The 18,156-nt window shown below is 57.8% G+C and carries 16 protein-coding genes; 5 read left to right on the top strand and 11 right to left on the bottom strand.

Annotation, left to right across the window (positions count from 1 at the left end; all coding sequences use genetic code 11):
• Window positions 1-29: 29 nt before the first annotated feature.
• Entirely contained in the window at window positions 30-1,382 is a 1,353-nt protein-coding gene (locus tag BMY55_RS02315) for a polysaccharide biosynthesis/export family protein (RefSeq protein ID WP_245744626.1), read from the top strand.
• Here the strand turns inward: BMY55_RS02315 and BMY55_RS02310 are convergent.
• The 11 genes from BMY55_RS02310 to BMY55_RS02260 form a co-directional block, all read right to left on the bottom strand.
• Window positions 1,379-3,337, bottom strand: a complete 1,959-nt coding sequence (locus BMY55_RS02310) for a Wzz/FepE/Etk N-terminal domain-containing protein (protein ID WP_091427953.1) — start codon at window positions 3,335-3,337, stop codon at window positions 1,379-1,381. The genes BMY55_RS02315 and BMY55_RS02310 overlap by 4 nt on opposite strands.
• A gap of 33 nt (window positions 3,338-3,370) precedes the next feature.
• On the bottom strand, window positions 3,371-4,015 hold the full coding sequence (locus tag BMY55_RS02305) for a sugar transferase (RefSeq protein ID WP_091431936.1): 645 nt from the start codon (window positions 4,013-4,015) through the stop codon (window positions 3,371-3,373).
• 155 nt (window positions 4,016-4,170) lie between these two features.
• On the bottom strand, window positions 4,171-4,563 hold the full coding sequence (locus tag BMY55_RS02300; RefSeq protein WP_091427951.1) for a hypothetical protein: 393 nt from the start codon (window positions 4,561-4,563) through the stop codon (window positions 4,171-4,173).
• A complete protein-coding gene (locus tag BMY55_RS02295; RefSeq protein WP_143064269.1) occupies window positions 4,560-5,222 on the bottom strand; it encodes a hypothetical protein in 663 nt (220 codons plus the stop codon). The genes BMY55_RS02300 and BMY55_RS02295 overlap by 4 nt, the downstream gene beginning before the upstream one ends.
• A 149-nt stretch (window positions 5,223-5,371) precedes the next feature.
• Window positions 5,372-5,638: a spike base protein, RCAP_Rcc01079 family gene (locus BMY55_RS02290; RefSeq protein WP_091431934.1), complete on the bottom strand. Its 267-nt coding sequence runs from the start codon at window positions 5,636-5,638 to the stop codon at window positions 5,372-5,374.
• 146 nt (window positions 5,639-5,784) lie between these two features.
• A complete protein-coding gene (locus tag BMY55_RS02285; protein WP_091427948.1) occupies window positions 5,785-6,735 on the bottom strand; it encodes a LysR family transcriptional regulator in 951 nt (316 codons plus the stop codon).
• A 15-nt stretch (window positions 6,736-6,750) separates the two neighbouring features.
• The gene (locus BMY55_RS02280; protein ID WP_091427946.1) at window positions 6,751-7,797 is read right to left on the bottom strand and encodes an ABC transporter ATP-binding protein; all 1,047 of its coding nucleotides are present in this window, start codon (window positions 7,795-7,797) and stop codon (window positions 6,751-6,753) included.
• Complete coding sequence (locus BMY55_RS02275; RefSeq protein ID WP_091427945.1) at window positions 7,794-8,789, bottom strand: ABC transporter ATP-binding protein; 996 nt, start codon at window positions 8,787-8,789, stop codon at window positions 7,794-7,796. Before BMY55_RS02275 ends, BMY55_RS02280 begins: the two co-directional genes overlap by 4 nt.
• Before the next feature lie 4 nt (window positions 8,790-8,793).
• On the bottom strand, window positions 8,794-9,744 hold the full coding sequence (locus BMY55_RS02270; protein WP_091427943.1) for an ABC transporter permease: 951 nt from the start codon (window positions 9,742-9,744) through the stop codon (window positions 8,794-8,796).
• Window positions 9,741-10,721, bottom strand: a complete 981-nt coding sequence (locus tag BMY55_RS02265) for an ABC transporter permease (RefSeq protein WP_091427941.1) — start codon at window positions 10,719-10,721, stop codon at window positions 9,741-9,743. Before BMY55_RS02265 ends, BMY55_RS02270 begins: the two co-directional genes overlap by 4 nt.
• Window positions 10,722-10,854: 133 nt before the next feature.
• Entirely contained in the window at window positions 10,855-12,411 is a 1,557-nt protein-coding gene (locus BMY55_RS02260) for an ABC transporter substrate-binding protein (RefSeq protein ID WP_091427940.1), read from the bottom strand.
• A gap of 221 nt (window positions 12,412-12,632) precedes the next feature.
• On the opposite strand from BMY55_RS02260, the gene BMY55_RS02255 reads away from it, so the two are divergent.
• The 4 genes from BMY55_RS02255 to BMY55_RS02240 are packed head-to-tail and all read left to right on the top strand — an operon-like array spanning window position 12,633 to window position 18,092.
• A complete protein-coding gene (locus tag BMY55_RS02255) occupies window positions 12,633-13,046 on the top strand; it encodes a hypothetical protein (RefSeq protein WP_091427938.1) in 414 nt (137 codons plus the stop codon).
• On the top strand, window positions 13,043-13,651 hold the full coding sequence (locus BMY55_RS02250) for a TetR/AcrR family transcriptional regulator (RefSeq protein WP_091427936.1): 609 nt from the start codon (window positions 13,043-13,045) through the stop codon (window positions 13,649-13,651). Before BMY55_RS02255 ends, BMY55_RS02250 begins: the two co-directional genes overlap by 4 nt.
• Window positions 13,648-15,006: an efflux RND transporter periplasmic adaptor subunit gene (locus tag BMY55_RS02245; protein WP_091427934.1), complete on the top strand. Its 1,359-nt coding sequence runs from the start codon at window positions 13,648-13,650 to the stop codon at window positions 15,004-15,006. The genes BMY55_RS02250 and BMY55_RS02245 overlap by 4 nt, the downstream gene beginning before the upstream one ends.
• The gene (locus tag BMY55_RS02240) at window positions 15,003-18,092 is read left to right on the top strand and encodes an efflux RND transporter permease subunit (RefSeq protein WP_091427933.1); all 3,090 of its coding nucleotides are present in this window, start codon (window positions 15,003-15,005) and stop codon (window positions 18,090-18,092) included. Before BMY55_RS02245 ends, BMY55_RS02240 begins: the two co-directional genes overlap by 4 nt.
• Window positions 18,093-18,156: the final 64 nt, after the last annotated feature.

Below are 18,156 nucleotides of genomic sequence, written 5' to 3'. Positions count from 1 at the left end.
GGACGGAGGACAATATGCATCACAGCGGATTGCGCGCTCTTTTTCTTGGCACCAGCCTTGTCTTGGTCGGCTGCGGTGTGACCTATAACAGCCCTACCGTGCAAACACAGGCCGCCGGGCTGGACGTGAAGGTAATGCCCATCACCGCAAGTTCGGTAAAGCAGGCCAACAGCGCACCCTATGTTCCCCTAAGCCTGCCGGACGCGTTTTACGCGGAAGCCGGTGGCGCAAGCCTGCGTGGCGCGGCAACCCTGCCTGACATTCCGGACGGCCCCACACAATCGCGCGAAAGCATAGCCACCAAACTGCCGGACCAGATCGCTCCGCAACGCTACAGGATTGGCATTGGCGACGTTGTGATGCTCGTGACCAAAAGTACCACCAGCACGATTGAGGAACTGGGCGGGCTTCTCAGCGCACAAACCCAGCGAAAAGGCTTTACCGTGCGCGACAACGGGATGATCGCGCTGCCCGACATTGGGCAGATCAAGGTTGCAGGAAACACGCTGGAAGACGCCGAAGACGCCGTTTTCCAAGCCCTTGTGGCCAAGAACATCGACCCCGCCTTCAGCCTTGAGATCGCCGAATTCAACTCGCAACATGTGGCCGTTGGTGGAAAGGTTGCCCGCGCAGGCTTGGTGCCCCTGACGTTGAAACCCTTGCGGCTTGGCGATGCGCTGGCACAGGCAGGTGGGGTCATTGCAGTTGACAAGGAAGCAACGGCGATACGTCTTTACCGCGATGGAACACTTTATCAAATGCCCGCCTCAGCCGTTCCGTCCAATGCCGAGGCGCGCAACCTGACGCTTTTGCCGGGCGATGCGATCTATGTGGATGAAAGCTATAACCTCGACCGGGCGCTGGCCTTTTACGAGGCGCAGATCACGGCGATTGGCCTGAAACGCGGCGCGCGCCTCCAGGCTTTGACCGAGTTGAAGGCCGAAATGTCGGTGCAACGCGACGCACTGGACGAACGACGCGCCAACTTCTCGACCCGCCGCGAACTTGACGCCGAAACGCGCGACTATGTCTATCTGGCAGGCGAAGTAGCCCAGCAAGGCCGGGTCGCCCTGCCTTATGGGCGGCAAGCCAGTTTGGCTGATGTGCTGTATGATGAGGGCGGGTTTGACACCAGAACCGGCGATCCGGCGCAGATTTATGTGATCCGTCCAGGAACGGGAACTGATGATACCAAGGTCACGGCTTGGCATCTGGATGCCACGAATGTGGTCAACATCACGCTGGCCACGCGGATGCAGATGCGTCCAAACGATATCGTCTTTATCGAAGAACAGCCGATCACCAAATGGTCACGCGCCTTCGAACAAGCCTTCCCGATCCTGATCAACAAATCCGTCAACGGCGACAGCAGCGTGCCTTAAGTCGGGCCGTAATACTCTTCGCCATAAGTCGTATATGCGGGATTGGTTGCCGCATACCCATAGCGCACCATGTCGTCGGGTTTGACCTGAGACAGCACCAAACCCGTGACTTCGCGATTCACCCTCTCAAACTGCCGCAAACCTTCGGCAACCTGCCGACGGGTCGTCTTGTTCCACCCCACGGTGAAAAGAACCGCATCCGCTTGGCGGGCAATCACACGCGCGTCTGGAACCACCAACACCGGAGGGCTGTCAATGACGATCATGTCATAAGCCGCCCGCGCGTCCCGCATCAGGATTTCAAATCGGCGCGACGCGAACAGATCTGCGGCGCTCGACCGTGTTCTTTCACCGAACAAAACATCCGCACCCAGCCCCGGTACGTGTTGCACTGCATCTGACAACAAAAGATCACCGGCCAGCACCGACATGATCCCAAGCTCCGACGGGCCGGGCACATATTGCTCCAAAGTGCGGCGGCGGATGTCCCCTTCGATCAACAGCACACGCTTGCCCAAACCGGCAAGGTTTTGTGTCAGGGCCACCGCATGCGTTGTCTTACCCTCGCCCGGCACAGCCGAAGCGACCAGCACAACCTGCGGAGGTTGGTCGATGTTTGACATCAAAAGCGACGTGCGCAGGTTTCGGACGGCTTCAACCGCTGCGGCTGTCGGGTGGTTCGACAGAAACGGCACCAACGCGCTGCGGTTCGCAACGGGAATGACGGGAACTTGTCCCAAAACAGGTTTCCCGGTTGCCTTTTCCAACTCATCCGAGGTGCGAAACCCAGCATGCACAAACTGCTTCGACAAGACATAGGCACCCGCAAGGACAATACCGATCATCGCCCCGGCCAGCATGATCAACCCCTTTTGCGGGGATTGATATGTGCCCGCCGACGCCGCAGACAGAACCCGCGCGTCCGCCTGCTGCAACCCGCGCAAGGCACTCGCCTGTTTCAAACGCGCCAATAAGGTTTCATAAAGTACACGTGTCGCCTGGACTTCACGTTCCGACTGTTGCAGCGCGTTTGCATCGGCACTTTGGGTCTTAACCGCCAGCGCAAGCTCGGCAATGGATTTTTCCAACGCTGATTTCTGAAGAGCCAACCTCTGCTGATCACCGTCGCGACGATCTTCGGTTTGATCCGCACGCTGTTGCACGTCCTGCAGCCGCGCGCGCGCGTCCTTCAAGCGCGCGTTCAGGATGGCCAGCCCCTCGACCGAGGTCAAATCCATCCGCGTGCTGAGTTGCGCAACGGCCGCTTCGCGCGCCGTCAGTTCCTGCCGCAAGACACCGACACGGTCCGACAGCCACCCGACCGCATCATCTGCCGCTTGGAACTTCGCATCAATTTGATCTTTCAAATAAATGGCCGAAAGCGCGTTGGCCATTCTGGCGGCCTTCAAGCGATCTTCCGAACGCACTGTGATCGCAAAAATACGTGTGTTTCTCTGCACATAGGCCGACAGCGCGCCCTGCACAGTCCCGATCACCCGTTCGATGGTTTCAGGGTCTTCTGCCGCCGATTTCGCAGAACCAGCCGTGGGAAAGACGGACCAGCCGGACCGCAGCGCCGGGTTGAATTCCGGATCGCTCGTCAAGGCCAGTTCATCAACCAGCTTGTGCACCAGGCCACGCGACTGAATGATGTGAAGTTGCGTGTTCATGTCCGACAGGTCTTGCGACACGGGTTGCGATGAGACATCGCCAGAAATGACCGGATCGGACGACGGCGTCATAACCAGTAAAGCCGTTGCCGCGTATTTGGGGCGCGCAACTCCAAATCCGTAGACTGCGCCCAGCACCAGCCCAACGATGCCCAGCAGGGCAATCACCCGACGGCCCCGCCACAACGCCTGTCCGACACGCAGAAGGTCCAGATCTGTGGGCCTCTCCGCGTCATCCCGAGCCGTCGAACCATAGGCGTCCGGAAACTCCTGCCGAATATTCATTCATAGCCCCTTGATCGGTATGCAAACACGAAATTAACGCCCCGAACGGCTGATCACCGTCACGAGTGTCCGCCAGAAAATCCACGCTTCCAGCCGGAAACCACGATTGGCGATATAGTGAAGATCGGCCTCCACCTTCTTGATCGTGGCTTCAGTGCCTTCGACATAGCCAAGCTCTGTCTGCGCAAAGCCACTGATCCCCGGCAGAACCACGTGACGCTCTTTGTAGCCAGGCACATCTTGCAGAAAGGTGACGGCATGATCATAGCAATCGGGCCGGGGACCGATCAGACTCATCTCGCCTCGCAGGACATTGATGATCTGGGGCAACTCATCCAGACGGCTTTGTCGCAATGCGGCGCCGAGGCTGGTGATACGCTCGTTTTCAAGGGGATCATTCGCGCGACGCCTTTGCGTCGACGGCGTCATTGTGCGGAATTTATACGCTATGAAGGGGGTGCAGTCGCGCCCCATCCGGGGCTGCATGAACAGCAACGGCCCCGGATTGAAGGCATAGTTCAGAAGCAGCAAAAGCAAGCTGGTTGCGCCGAGAATTGGCACTAACAGCAGGCAGAAAAAGACATCGAAAACACGTTTACCGATTGCAAAACCAAGCGGCGTCAGCGCAGCGGCGCGTGTAGGCCTCGGATCCAGATCCACCGTTTGATCCGGTGTCATGCCGTATTGCTGCATGAACTACCTCATGGTTGCATTAACCTAAATTCTTTTCATCTTTAGGTTGCTATCATGATTTGTCTAAACTGCAAAGTATTTTGATGGCCGCGCAGGCTACGCAGCTTTTCTGCCCAGACAAAGTAGACAGAAGGCCAAGTTTAGTCCTCGATTGGAACGGGTGACAAACCAAGGAGAGGAATGGCCAGCCCAGCTTCAAGCCCAATGACTGCGACAAGACGATCTGGCCCAATTTCTGGAAAACTGCCTTGTGACATGGGCGACCATATGCGCAGCGCTGCCTGAGCAATCCCTGCCTCGGCAATATCTGCATCCGGTGCATAAGCCGGTGCGAGAAGCGGTGCGCCCGCCACCTGTGGAAACTGTGCCCCGGCCAAAAGCGAGGCCAGCGCATAACGCTCCCCCGTCCCGTCTTCCCACGTCGCCGAACCGAATGTCTGTGCATCGGCGGGCGAGTTCCCAACGCAGAGCGCAAACTGATTGGCTTCGGACATCATGCCCTCTGGACAGGCAATGGTAATACGAATGGTCATAGAGATACTCCCATCTTGGCGGCGAGCCACGCTTCCAATTCGTCAATCTGTGTCGCATTGGGTTGCGTGGCGCTTGACGTCCAGACCTGTAAACCGAACAGCCGAAACGCTCCCGGAATGCTTGCCGTCACCAGACCAAGTCCAATGCGAAGCGGTTGCGCCGAAATCGACTGCTGTGCAAGGTTCTGCGCCGTATCAATGACCGGCACGCCATCCAACCGCACAGTCACATGGCCTGACGTGGCTTGTAGTGTGACCACATGTTTCTCGTGGTTTCCCCAAACGGTCGGGGATGCCACATTGCTGGCGGGCACGCCCTGTTGCGACATGCGGCTGTAATACTGCAACCGATCAATGTTTGGTCGCACCCCAACCGACATGCCGTTTGTGCTGGTCTGGCTGATCTCGGCAATGTTCACGCGCGCGGTGCCCGAGGTTGACAGCATCTGATACCCCAACACCATCGTGACGGGGTTCCGAACATCGAAAACAGGCGCCGTCTTCAACCCGTCATCCACCCCATCAGCCTCGACCCAGTGGAAGCTGCCATCGGTCCGATATGTCGGGCGGGCGGCGCTGACCTCTTGGCCAAGATTCTGACCATTCGCTGACAAATCCTGCCAAAGCCCGACCGGTTGATTGTCTGCCGAAACAGCCATGGTGCCAGCAATATCCTGAAACAAGGAAGACATCTGCGACGGATCAAAGAATACAGACGGAGACAGCGACTCCGGCGAAAACGGCGCGGGCGTGGTCGATGGTCTTCGACGTAACGCAAGCGCCGGAATATCATATCCCAACCCCATCATCAGACGAGCACAAAGGCATGGATACCAGCGGCCGTCGTACCAGTGGCCATGACGCGACTGACCCCAACGGGAAGAATTGCGTTATCCCCGACCATGACCACGCGATCATATCCGGCCACCGACGTAAAAGCGACGGCCCCACCCGTTTCAACATACAGCGCGACAGCGACGTTGATCAGATCTCTGGCATCAGACGGCGTGACCGGCGCCATATCAGTTGCAGGCCCACGCAGGGAAAGCGAACGGTTCTCGAAGGGGTTTGTCATCATATGCTCCTGACAGTTTGGCACCATGCACACCACCAAGCCGAACAGATCGACGGCGGCAGCAATTCGTCAGAGTCCTATGAAGACAGGGTTGAGACCGTCTAACGCGCCCGCACGAGACAGCTACAATCTGTTAACCAATACAGCTACAGAGTTGCGCCGCGTCTGGGGCGTCGGTGTAGCCGTGAACGTTGTTCTTGCAGCAATTGCGCCCATAGTTCGTGCAGCGTGCCCTTGTTGTTTTTCGGGTCGCGATAGACGCGCACTTCCAGATCGGTCGCCAACCGTTCTTCAACGATGGCAAGCCGGCCTTCCGCCAGCTCGGTCTTGCACAAACTCAGCGGAAGCCACCCCATGCCAAATCCTTCAAGGATCATCGCTTTCACACTGTTGGCCAGCGCGTTCTGGTTCACAATCAGCATCTTTTGCGGGGTGATGGCTTGCTCAAGCACGAAATCCTGCACCGCGCGCAACGCCGATACGGCCCCGTAGGATAACAGCGGCATCGCATCTTTGCTGCCGGTCTTGAACTGAAACTCCGGTCCGCCACCGGGTCTGGTGCGGGACACCGGCACAAACCGATCCGCCGATAAGGTCAGATGCTCGAAATTCGCAACCTCAAGCGGCCCCAGAAACTGCATTGACGGGTGCCAATAGGTCAGGATCACATCGCAATAGCTTTGCTGAAGCGCACTGACAAACTGATCCGCCGCCCACGAAGTCGAGTTCAGGTCGGTCTCCACGCCACCTTTGCTGGCCAGCGGGGCGATCAGGTTTTTGTAATGCGTCATGTAAAGTGATTGCGAGGTCGCGAACCGAATAACATTCTCGCTTGCAGCATCTATCGTCTGACAACGTTCGATGGTTTCTTCATATGTGCGCAACATGATGCGGGCTTGCGACAGAAAGACCTCGCCCGCCGGAGTCAATGCCAGAGGTAGGGTTTCGCGATTGATCAGGCGCACGCCGATCTCGTTCTCCAACGCTCTGATACGCCGCGAGAAAGCCGGCTGACTTACGTTGCGCTCTTCCGCGGCGCGCGAGAAATTCTTGCACGCAACCAACGCTTCAAAGTCTCTAAGCCAGATTATATCCAATGACGCGGGTCCGTATCAGGCGCCGATCACATCCTCGTCCAACCGGTTTTCCTCGACAGCGTGGCAGGCCACAAGGCTGCCGTCAGGTTGGTGAATGGCTTTCGGCTTTTCACTTATGCACCTGTTATTCGCAAATGCGCAGCGACTTTGGAAGGGACAACCTTGCGGCATGTTGATCGGCGTCGGGATCTCGCCCTTCAGGCGGATGTGGTTTGGCCGGTCATCCTTCAATTGCGGAACTGCGGACAACAAGGCCCGAGTATAGGGGTGTTTGGGGTTCGAGAACAGTGTGGCGGTGTCGGCAACTTCGCACACCGCTCCAAGATACAGCACCGCCACACGCGTTCCGAAGTGTTCGACCACGCTCAGATCGTGGGTGATGAACAAGTAGGTCAGGCCACGGCTTTCCTTGGCCTCCAGCATCAAGTTCAACACCTGTGCCTGAATCGACACGTCCAGCGCGCTGATCGGTTCATCCGCGATGATGAACTCCGGGTCGACCGTCAAGGCGCGAGCGATCGCGATCCGCTGCCGCTGCCCGCCTGAAAATTCGTGCGGGTACCGCTTGGCCCAGCTGGGATCAACCCCGACGGACATCATCACCTCTGTTACCTTGTCCCGCACTTCCGCCGCAGAAAACGAAGGGAAGTGATGTTTCACAGGCTCTTCCAACGCCTGCCGGATGGTCATGCGCGGGTTCAGCGACGCGTAGGGGTTTTGAAAGATCATTTGGATCTTCTTGCGCAACGGCTGCATTTCTGCACGCGAGCGGTTGTCGATGCGCGATCCGTCATAATGGATTTCGCCGCTGGTTGGGGTCAGAAGCCCCGCCACCAGACGGGCAACGGTCGATTTGCCACAGCCACTTTCCCCGACAACGCACAACGCCTCGCCGCGGTTCACATCCAGCGTCACGTTGTTTACGGCATGGACGGCACGCGTTTCTCGGGTAATGCGACCGTTACGAAACTTTAGGGTTTCAAGAAAGCCTTGATCAAGATCGAACCTCTTTTCCAAGCCTTTGATTTCGACCAGAGGCGTCTGAACGTTCATGTCTTTCATGCGTTCTGCTCCTGCCGCGCGCCTTCGGCGTGCAGCCTTTCAACCTCGTGACAAGCCACCTGAACCTCACCGTATTGGATGATCTCTGGCACCTTGGTGCGACACAGATCGGTTGCGTATTCGCAACGTGGGTTGAAAGGACAGCCCGCGGGTATGTTTGTCAAAGATGGCATGTTACCTGGAATCTGTCGCAGCTTTTGCCCCGGCAAGGTTTGCTGCGGCAAAGCGTTGATCAAACCTTGCGTATAGGGGTGCTGCGGATCGTTGATGATCTCGCGGGTGCGCCCGGCTTCGATGATCTGCCCTGCATACATGACCAGTGTCCGCTCGGTCATCTGGCTGACGACACCAAGGTCATGGGTAATCAGGATCAGACCCACCTTGTTGGACTGACACAGTTCCAGCAGCAGTTCCATGATATCGGCCTGAATGGTCACATCCAGCGCGGTTGTCGGCTCGTCCGCGATGATCAACTCCGGGTCCAGCAGAAGCGCAATGGCGATGATGATCCGCTGACGCATCCCACCAGACAATTCGTGCGGGTATTGGTCCAGACGTTCCTCGGGCGACGGAATATAAACCTCGCGCAGCTTGACAATCGCAATCTGGCGGGCCTCTTCCCGGCTCAGCTTGCGGTGGGCCAGCAAGGTTTCGATCATCTGCTGGCCGATGGTCAGAACCGGGTTCAATGTCACCATGGGATCCTGAAAGATCATCGCCATCTTGTCGCCGCGCAGCTCGCGTAGACGCGCGTCGCTCATCTTCACGACGTCTTCACCGTCCAGTAAGATCTCGCCGCGATCGACGTAACCGGGGCGACTGATCAGGTTCATCAGCGAAAAGCCGGTGATCGACTTTCCCGCCCCGCTTTCACCGACGATGCCCAGACGTTCACCCTTCGCGATGTCGAAGGAAATGCCGTTCAACGCGGTCACGGTTTCATCGCGCATGGCGAACTTGACGGTCAGGTCGCGCACAGAAAGCAAAGACATTGCCTTACCCCTTATAGAGTTTCGGGTTCAGGACATCGCGCATCCAGTCGCCCAGCAGGTTGATCACCAGAACAAGAATAACCAGCACGACACCGGGGATCACCGTGATCCACCAACTACCCGAAAAGATATAGTCGAACCCCGACGAGATCAGCGACCCAAGCGATGGCTGGCTGGGCGGCATACCCAAGCCAAGAAAGCTCAGCGATGCCTCGGAAATGATCGCGTTTGCCACCTGCACGGTCGAGATGACAAAGATCGGCGACAGAGAGTTCGGCAGGATATGCCGCACCATGATCCGCACGGGGCCAAACCCCAACACGCGCGCGCTGTCGACATATTCCTTCTTCTTTTCGGCCAACACGGTGGCCCGCACGGTCCGCGCGTATTGCGGCCATTCGGCCACGCCGATCACCGCGATCAGGAAGAAAACGGCGTATTGGTTAAACGTCTCGGACCCGAACATGGCCTGCGTAACCGCCAGAAAGATGATCGCAACCATCAACGTCGAGAACGACAACTGAATATCAGCCAAACGCATCAGCAAGTTGTCCAGACGCCCGCCGATATAGCCGGCCAGCAAGCCAATCGTGATGCCCAGGAACGCCTGCAAAGCCACTGCGCAAATCCCGATAAGCAACGACAGGCGCGTGCCATACAGGATCGTCGACCAAAGGTCGCGGCCTTGGTCATCGGTGCCCAAGATGAAGTCCGGCAGGGCACCGTTGATCCACACCGGCGGATATTCCGAGTTCATGATGTTGATCTGCGCCGGATCATAGGGATCATAGGGCGCAATCAGCGGCGACAGGAAAGCCGCCCCGGCGATCAGCGCGAATATGATCAGGCTGACGACCGCCACCGGGTTGCGACGAAAGCTGTAGCCCATGTTGGAATTGGCGATCTTCGACCAGCGCGAAGGCTCGGCCCGGGGGGTCGCGGTCTCGGTGCTCATGCGCCCATCCTTGCAAGGTTCACGGTCGGGTTCACCAAACCATAGATCAGATCAACAATGGTGTTGGTCACAACAAAGATGAAGCCAACGACAATCAGATAGGCCACGATCAGCGGCGTATCGACCCGGTTCACCGCCTCAAGAAACATGAACCCCATGCCCGGCCACTGAAACACTGTCTCGGTCAGGATGGTATAGGCTACCATGGTCCCGATCTGCACCCCGCCCACGGTGATCACGGGCAGCAAAGTGTTCTTCAGGGCATGAACGAAATAGATACGCCACGGCCGGATGCCCTTGGCAACAGCATATTTGACATATTCTGATTGCAGCACTTCCATCATCTCGGCCCGGATCAGGCGGACGAACAGCGGCAACATGATCGAGGCAAGTGCGATCGAAGGCAGGATGATATGCATCCACCCATCGGCAGTCGCGAAATTGGTCGACCAATATCCCCAGACATGCACGACATCGCCTCGGCCGAAGGATGGGAACCAACCATAGTTCACCGAAAAGACAAAAATCATCAGAATGGCGGTCAGGAAGACGGGGATCGAGATGCCGACAATCGACAGCCCCATGATGATGCGGCTCAGGATCGAGTCGGGCTTGATGGCGGTGTAAACACCCAATGGTATGGACAGCCCGACAATGATGATTGTGGCGCCCAGAACCAACTCAAGTGTGGCTGGCAGTTTCTTCATGATCACATCAAGCGCAGGCTCTTTGAAAAAATAGGATGTGCCAAGATCGCCCTGAAGCGCGTTGCCTGCAAAGCGAAGATACTGAGTCAGAAAGCTGTCATTCAGACCCAATTCGTCCCTGAGTTGCTGACGCACCTCTTCGGAAACGGACTGACCGACCAGCTCACGCAGGGGGTCGCCCAGATTGCCCTGAATGGCGAAAGCGATAAGCGAGATAACGAACATCACGGCAATCGCCTGAAAAACTCGCTTCACGAGATAGGCAAACATCTCAACACCTTATTCGATTAGGGTTGTGGCGCGTCGTTTCCATCAGGTGCCAACAGCGATGTGCCAGCGCAGCGACGTGGAACCACGTGGCAAACCGGGCCAGCGACGCGCGCCAGCCCGGTTGCAGTTTCACTTATTCGACAACCAGATCGCCGAAATACGGGAAGTTCAGTGCGTTCACGATTTCACCCGAATTCATGCCCGACTTGGAACCCCAAGCAAGGTTCTGCCAGTGCAGTGGAATGAATGCGGCTTCTTCGTACAGGATACCTTCCAGCTTGGTCAGCATTTCTGCGCGCTTCGCCTGGTCGGTTTCCGTGTTCGATGCGTTCATCAGAGCATCGGCTTCCTCGTTGCAATAGTTGCCCGAGTTATACTGGCCGTTGCCGGTTGTTTCGTCCGGGCAGGCGGTCAGGAACTGGTGGAAGTTTGCAGAATCTTCCGTGTCCGCGTGCCAGCCGATCATCATCATATCAGCAGCACGTTCGTCGAACTTGGGCCAGTATTGCGCCTTCGGCATGGTCTGAAGGTCAACCTTGATGTTGATCTGTGACAGCATCGACGCCACAGCCTGCGCAATCTTGTCGTCGTTCACATAGCGGTTGTTCGGTGCCATCATGGTGATCGAGAACCCATCGGCATAGCCGGCCTCGGCCATCAGCGCCTTGGCTTTTTCCACGTCAAAACGCGGGGTCAGTGCCGGGTCATGACCCAGATAACCAGCAGGGCTCGCCTGCGCACCCACAGTGCCGAAGCCACGCATGATACGGTCAACGATACCGGCGTTATTCACAGCATAGTCGATGGCCTGACGCACCCGCACGTCCTTGAACGCCTCGACCCGCTCCTGATTCATTTGGAACGTGATGATCCGGGTCCCCGGCATGGTGATCAGGTCAACGCCTTCAGCATCCGCAACGCGCTGAAGATCGGTCGGAGGGACTGGCGCAATGAAGTCGACATCACCTGACAGAAGAGCGGCCACGCGGGTCGGGTCTTCCTTGATCGGGGTCAGGACAATCTTGTCCACGTTGCCTTTGCTGTCCGTGTCCCAGTAATCCGCAAAACGGTCGAACACGACCTTCACACCCTGCTCACGCTCGGACACAATATAGGGTCCGGTGCCTGATACGTTGCGTGACGCGAAGCTGTCGCCATGCTTGACGATCTCTGACTTGTCTTTGCCGTCATCGGTTTCGCCGGTATAGAACGCGCTGTCCATCGGGAAGATGTATGTCGCGGTGTGAAGCACCAGCGGATACGGTGCCGAGGTTTTGAGGTCGAAGGTCATGTCGTCGATGACTTCAACATCTGTAAACTGAGCGAAAATACCTTTGAAGTCGTCACTTTGCTTCAGGCGATCAAAAGTCCAATCCACGTCCTTCGCAGTCAGCATGTTACCCGAATGGAACTTCACACCGCTTTTCAGCTTGAAGCGCATGGTGGTGTCGTCGATCTGCTCCCAGCTTTCGGCCAGACGCGGTTCGAACTGAAGATCCTGGGTCCAGCGCACCAGTGGGTCAAAGACCATGTGCGACAGCTGCAACGTGCCGCCCGAAAGCTGCTCGTGCGGGTCCAGTGAAACCGGGTCGGCGTCATATGCGACACGAACGGTGTTTTCGGCAAAAGCTGCCGACGCCATTGTCGCCACGACGGCCGCAGCCGTCAGGCTTCTGACAAATTTTGTCATTGAGTTACTCCCCTGTGTTTGTGACCGAAACGCTATCGTCAGGGTGGTCACTAGCGCAAATGCCGATAACGAATAGCCGATGCAGGGAACGCATGAAGCCGTTGACACTCAACATGCACAAAGGCTTTTTCGCATTTCAGGACCTCCACATTGGTTCGGTATTGAAACTCCGGTGCAGAGCGCGTAGTTATATACCTATAACCTAACCGGGAAATCGGCTGATGGATACCCGACCTTCAAAGTCCACGTCCCTACATGTATGGCCCAAAGCCATTGCGGCGCTTGCAATGGCTTTTGGCGTCCTGACGGTGTTTTCCGGCGGCAACGTGCTGTTTGGTCCGGTCCAGGCACGCGAAATGGCGGGTGACTACATCCCGTTTGTGGTCTGGTTTAACTTCCTGGCGGGCTTTGTCTATATCATTGCGGCATTTGGTTTGTGGCTGAACAAGATCTGGGCAAGCTGGCTTGCAATCGCGATCTCGACCGCAACAGCGATTGTCATTCTGATATTCGCCACCACCATCATTCGCGGCAATGCGTTCGAAATGCGCACTGTCGGTGCACTCTCGTTCCGGTTCCTGTTCTGGACAATCATCGCGGTGACGATGCGCGGCAAGAAGGTCAAGCGAGTATGATGAAACGTAAGTCCACCGACAATCGCAAGGCAGAAATCCTGACCGCCACCCTTGATCTGGCGTTCGAAGTCGGGCCGGACCATGTGACAACAGGACGGATCGCCAAGCGGCTTGGCCTGACTCAACCAGCCATCTACAAACACTTCCCCAAAAAAGAAGACATCTGGGGGGCGGTCGCAGATATCATCTGCAAGCGGATCACCCGGAACGCCGAAATCGGCAAAACACAAAACGGAACGCCTTCCGACCGGTTGCGACGCATGATTATGTCGCATCTGCACTTGGTCGCGGAATACCCCGCGCTGCCAGAAATCATGGTCACACGCGATCCCACCGGACGACTGACTGAAACCCGACAACGCATTTTGGCCGCGATGTTTGGGTTTCGCGATACATTAATCGCATGCTGCGAAGAACTTCGCGCCGCGGGACAGTTGCGCGACGGGCTGCGGCCAGAAGACAGCGCGACGCTTCTGGTCGGCCTCATCCAAAGTCTTGTGTTGCGCCTGATCCTGACCCGCGACACCGGCCATCTGCTGGACGAGGGCGAGCGACTTCTGAACCTGCAATTATCCCTGTTTGATCGAGAAGGACACCAGCCATGAGACCTGGTTTGAAACTGCTCCTGATCACCCTGCCGCTTGCGTTGATCGGGGTCGCCATCCTGCTCTATGTCATCTCGACCCGTACACCACCTGATCGCCATGATCTTTCCGAACGCGCCAACCCAGTGCGGGTGATCACGGCGGAGCGGCGCGAAGTCGCCCCGACGCTTGTCGGGTTCGGTGTCGTCACCCCTGCCCGCACTTATCAGGCGATTGCCGAAGTCGGCGGCACAGTTGAATACGTCAATCCCGCCTTGCGCGACGGGCAGATCCTGCCTGCGGGTTCGGTACTGCTGCGCCTGTCTCCCGTGGACTTCAACCTGGCGATAGCACAGGCGAACGCCAACATAAGGGCCGCCGAAGCGCGCCTGACAGAGCTTGATGTATCGGAAGCCAACCAGCGCGCCGCCCTGACAATCGAGCTTGAAGCCCTGGACTTGAAGACGGCGGAACTGGAACGTGCCGACACGTTGTTCAGGGCGGGAACCATGACCCAAACCGCCCGCGACGCGATCCGTACTGCCCATCTCGCGCAACGCCAGAAAGTGCAGGGAATTGAAAGCACGCTCGCCCTGCTACCGACACAACGCGCCGCGCAAACCGAACAGATCGCACTTTATCGGTCGAACCTTGCCACCGCCGAATTGAACCTAAAGCGCAGTGAAATGACGCTGCCCTTTCTTGCCCGCGTTGCCACTCATTCCGTCGAGGTCGGCCAGTTTCTGAACAAAGGTCAATCCGCCGCCACCCTGGATGGTGTGGATCAGGCAGAAGTGGTGGTGCAGGCCGCGATGAACGATTTTCGAAACCTCGTCCTCAATCGACCGAATGGGCCGACAACCCCGCCGGTGGATCCGGTGATGCTGACCGAAACCCTGCATGCCCTCGGACTAAAGGCGACCGTAAGGCTGCGTCTGGGCGATGAGGTTCTGACCTGGCCCGCCACTGTGGATCGGATCAGCGACGGCATTGATCCCAAGACCGGCACGATCGGTGTCGTCGTGCAGATCGACGATGCCTATGGTCAGGCCGGAAACGGAAACCGACCGCCACTGACCAAAGGCATGTTCGTCGACATCGTGCTGCGTGCACAACCACTCACCGGCATTGTGCTGCCCCGCGACGCTTTGCACGACGGCCAGATTTTTGTTGCCGATGACGAAAGCAGGCTGCGCATCGTTCCAGCCGAACCCAAGTTGGTGCAAGGTAATATCGCGCTGTTCTCGGATACCATCGCCGAAGGAAGCCAAGTCGTCCTCAACCCACCAATCCCAACCATCGACGGCGCGCTTTTGGATCAATACCTGGATTCTGAAATCGTGGATCGCCTGCTTGCCCAGGATGCAGCCCGATGATCCGTTTCTTCGCGGCGCACCCAACCATCGCCAACCTTCTGATGATCCTGTTTCTCGCGGCTGGCCTGTTCGTCAGTCCAACGCTGTTGCGCGAAACATTTCCCCGCGCCACGCCCAGCGAGGTCGAGATCAGCGTGCCCTATCCCGGCGCCCGCCCCGAGGAAGTGGAAACCGCCATCTGCGAACGGATCGAGAATGCGATGAACGCAGTGACGGGTATCGAACGGCAATCCTGCGAAGCCCGCGAGAATTCAGCGCGCGCGGTCGTGACCATGCGAGAAGGTGATGACTTTCAAACCTTCGTGGCCGACATCAAATCCGAAATCGACGCGATCTCCGATTTCCCGGACCGGGCCGAGGCCCCAGCGATCAGGGCGCTGGGACTGACCGATTTCGTGGCCTCGGTCGCCATCACCGGACCTGTTTCCCGCACCGATCTGAAAGACTATGCCGAACAGACACGGACCGCCATGCTGCGGTGGGGTGGCATCCCCAAAGTCGATATTCGCGGCTTCTCTACACGCGAATTACAGGTCAACCTGCGCCCCGCCGCCCTTCAGCAATTTGGCGTCTCGGTCGCGGATATCGCCCGCGCGATACAAGCTGGAAGCCTGGACCTGCCCGCAGGCAGCATCGAGACCACGACTGAAACCCTGCTGATCCGCGTCGCCGAGGAGCGGCGCGACACGGATGCGCTCGCTGCCCTGATCGTCCGATCGTCTGCGCAGGGCGGCCAAGTGCGGCTGGGCGACATCGCCGAGATATCGGAAGGTTTCGCACTGGACGATGATGTGATCCTTTTCGATGGACAACCCGCCGCCATTCTCGACATCACCAAAACCCGTGCAGAAGACAGTCTGCGCACCATGGACGCGCTAAAAGCCTTTCTGGATACCGAGCGCGCGCAGGCTCCGCCCGGCGTTACGTTGGAGATCACCGCAGATGGGGTATCCGTCGTACGCGACAGGCTGACATTGGTTGTGGTCAACGGCGTGCAGGGTTTGGCGCTTGTGTTTCTTGTGCTGTGGCTGTTCTTTGGGTTCCGCTTCTCGTTCTGGGTCGCTATGGGCCTGCCGGTTTCGTTCATGGGGGGCGTCGCTCTGATGGGGCTGGTCGGTTATTCCCTGAACCTGATGACCACGCTTGGCCTGCTTATCGTGATCGGCCTGCTGATGGACGATGCCATTGTCATTGCCGAGAACATCGCCCGCCTGCGCGAAAAGGGCCGCAGCGCGCTGGACGCCGCCGTCGAAGGGGCTGCACAGGTGTTTCCCAATGTGCTGGCCTCGTTTGGAACGACGGCGATGATCTTCGGCTCGCTCGCCTTTCTGTCGGGCGATCTGGGTGCCGTGTTGCGTGTCGTGCCGGTGGTGATGCTGTTCGTCCTCTCGATCTCGCTGATCGAGGCGTTCCTGATCCTGCCTCACCACCTGATCCACAGTCTTGAGGTCGCGGGTCACGACACAGGTCTGCGCGCCCGCGTGGAAAAGACGGTCGACTGGGCGCGCGAAAAACTGGTTGGACCAATTGTCGATCTGACCATTCGCTGGCGCTATGCGGTCGCCGGTCTCAGCCTTACCGTTCTGCTGATCGCAGCCAGCATGCTGGCAGGCGGCTTCCTGAAGTTCACCGCCTTTCCTGAACTTGATGGTGACACCATTGTTGCCCGTGTGCTGCTGCGTCAGGGAACGCCCTTGTCGCGCACCGAACGGGTCGTCTCGCAGCTCGAAGCGGGGTTGGAGCATGTCAACACCACATTGACCCCCGAACAACCTGACGGTGCGACCCTGATCCGTCATGTCAGCGTCTATTATGGCCTGAACCGGGACGCATTCGAAACAGGCGCGCATGTTGTGACACTCAGCGTTGACCTGCTGCCCTCGGCAGAACGCGCCAGCTCCCCGGACGAAATCATGGCACTGTGGCGCGATACGGTCGGGCCGGTGCCTGACGTGATCAGCCTGAAATACGATGAAAGCACCATTGGCCCGGCAGGCATCGCCATTGATCTCCGTCTGAAGGGCGACGATCTGGTGACGCTGAAAACGGCGTCTGTCGAGTTGCAGGACTGGCTTTGGCAGTATGAGGGCGTCACCTCTGTTCTTGACGACCTTCGTCCCGGCAAACGCGAACTGCGCATCACGCTGAAAGATGCAGCCGGGCCAATGGGGATCACCGCAGCCATGGTCGCCGACCAACTACGTGCGGCCTATCTGGGCACCACGATCAGCGAAATGCAGATTGCAGGCAGCCTGGTCGAACTCGTGGCCCAGTTTGGAACGCTGGAACGTGGAAACCGTGATGTTTTTGACCAGTTCAATGTGACGCGCACCGATGGTTCCTATGTGCCGCTGTCTGTTGTCGCCAACGTCGAAACGGGTCAGGGATACAGCCGGATAAACCGCGAAGACGGGATCCGAACTGTCACGGTGCAAGGTGCCATCGACACCCGCATTGCCAATGCCAACGCCATTGTCAGCGATACCATGACACGATTCGTGCCCGATTTCCTCCAACGCAACCCAACTGTTTCGCTGGACATCGAAGGCCAGAATGCCGAGGCCGGAAAAACGCAGCAATCCATGCTGAAGGGATTTATTATCGGACTTCTGGGTGTGTTCCTGTTGCTGAGTTTCCTGTTCCGCTCCTACATCGAACCGGTCGTGGTGATGCTGGTGATCCCGTTGTCCCTGCCCGGTGCAATCTTTGGACATATGGCGATGGGGCTGGATTTCTCGATGCCCAGCATGTTGGGTTTCGTCGCGCTGGCTGGTGTCGTGGTCAACAATTCGATCCTGCTTGTGGATTTCATCAAACATGAACACGAAGACGTCGCCAACGTATCACAAGCCGCCGCGCGGGCTGCGCGGGCCCGGTTTCGCGCGATCTTCCTGACCACCACCACAACGACGGCCGGTCTGCTCCCCATTCTGACCGAAACCAACTTGCAGGCACAAATCCTGATCCCGCTGGTGGCCAGTCTGGTCTTCGGTCTGCTCAGTGCCAGCCTCGTCGTGCTGTTCGTTCTGCCAGCCGTCTACGCCATTCTGGACGACCTACGTCTCAGCACTTTGGCGAAGAGGTAGATGCGATGCCCGCCTACCGACCCCACACGAAAACCCGCGCTTTTCAACCCAATCCGCAACACCG

Source organism: Aliiroseovarius sediminilitoris, from assembly GCF_900109955.1.
GTDB classification, from domain to species: Bacteria; Pseudomonadota; Alphaproteobacteria; order Rhodobacterales; family Rhodobacteraceae; genus Aliiroseovarius; species Aliiroseovarius sediminilitoris.
The sequence above is the reverse complement of the archived record's forward strand: the minus strand, read 5'-3'. Positions and strand labels throughout refer to the sequence as shown.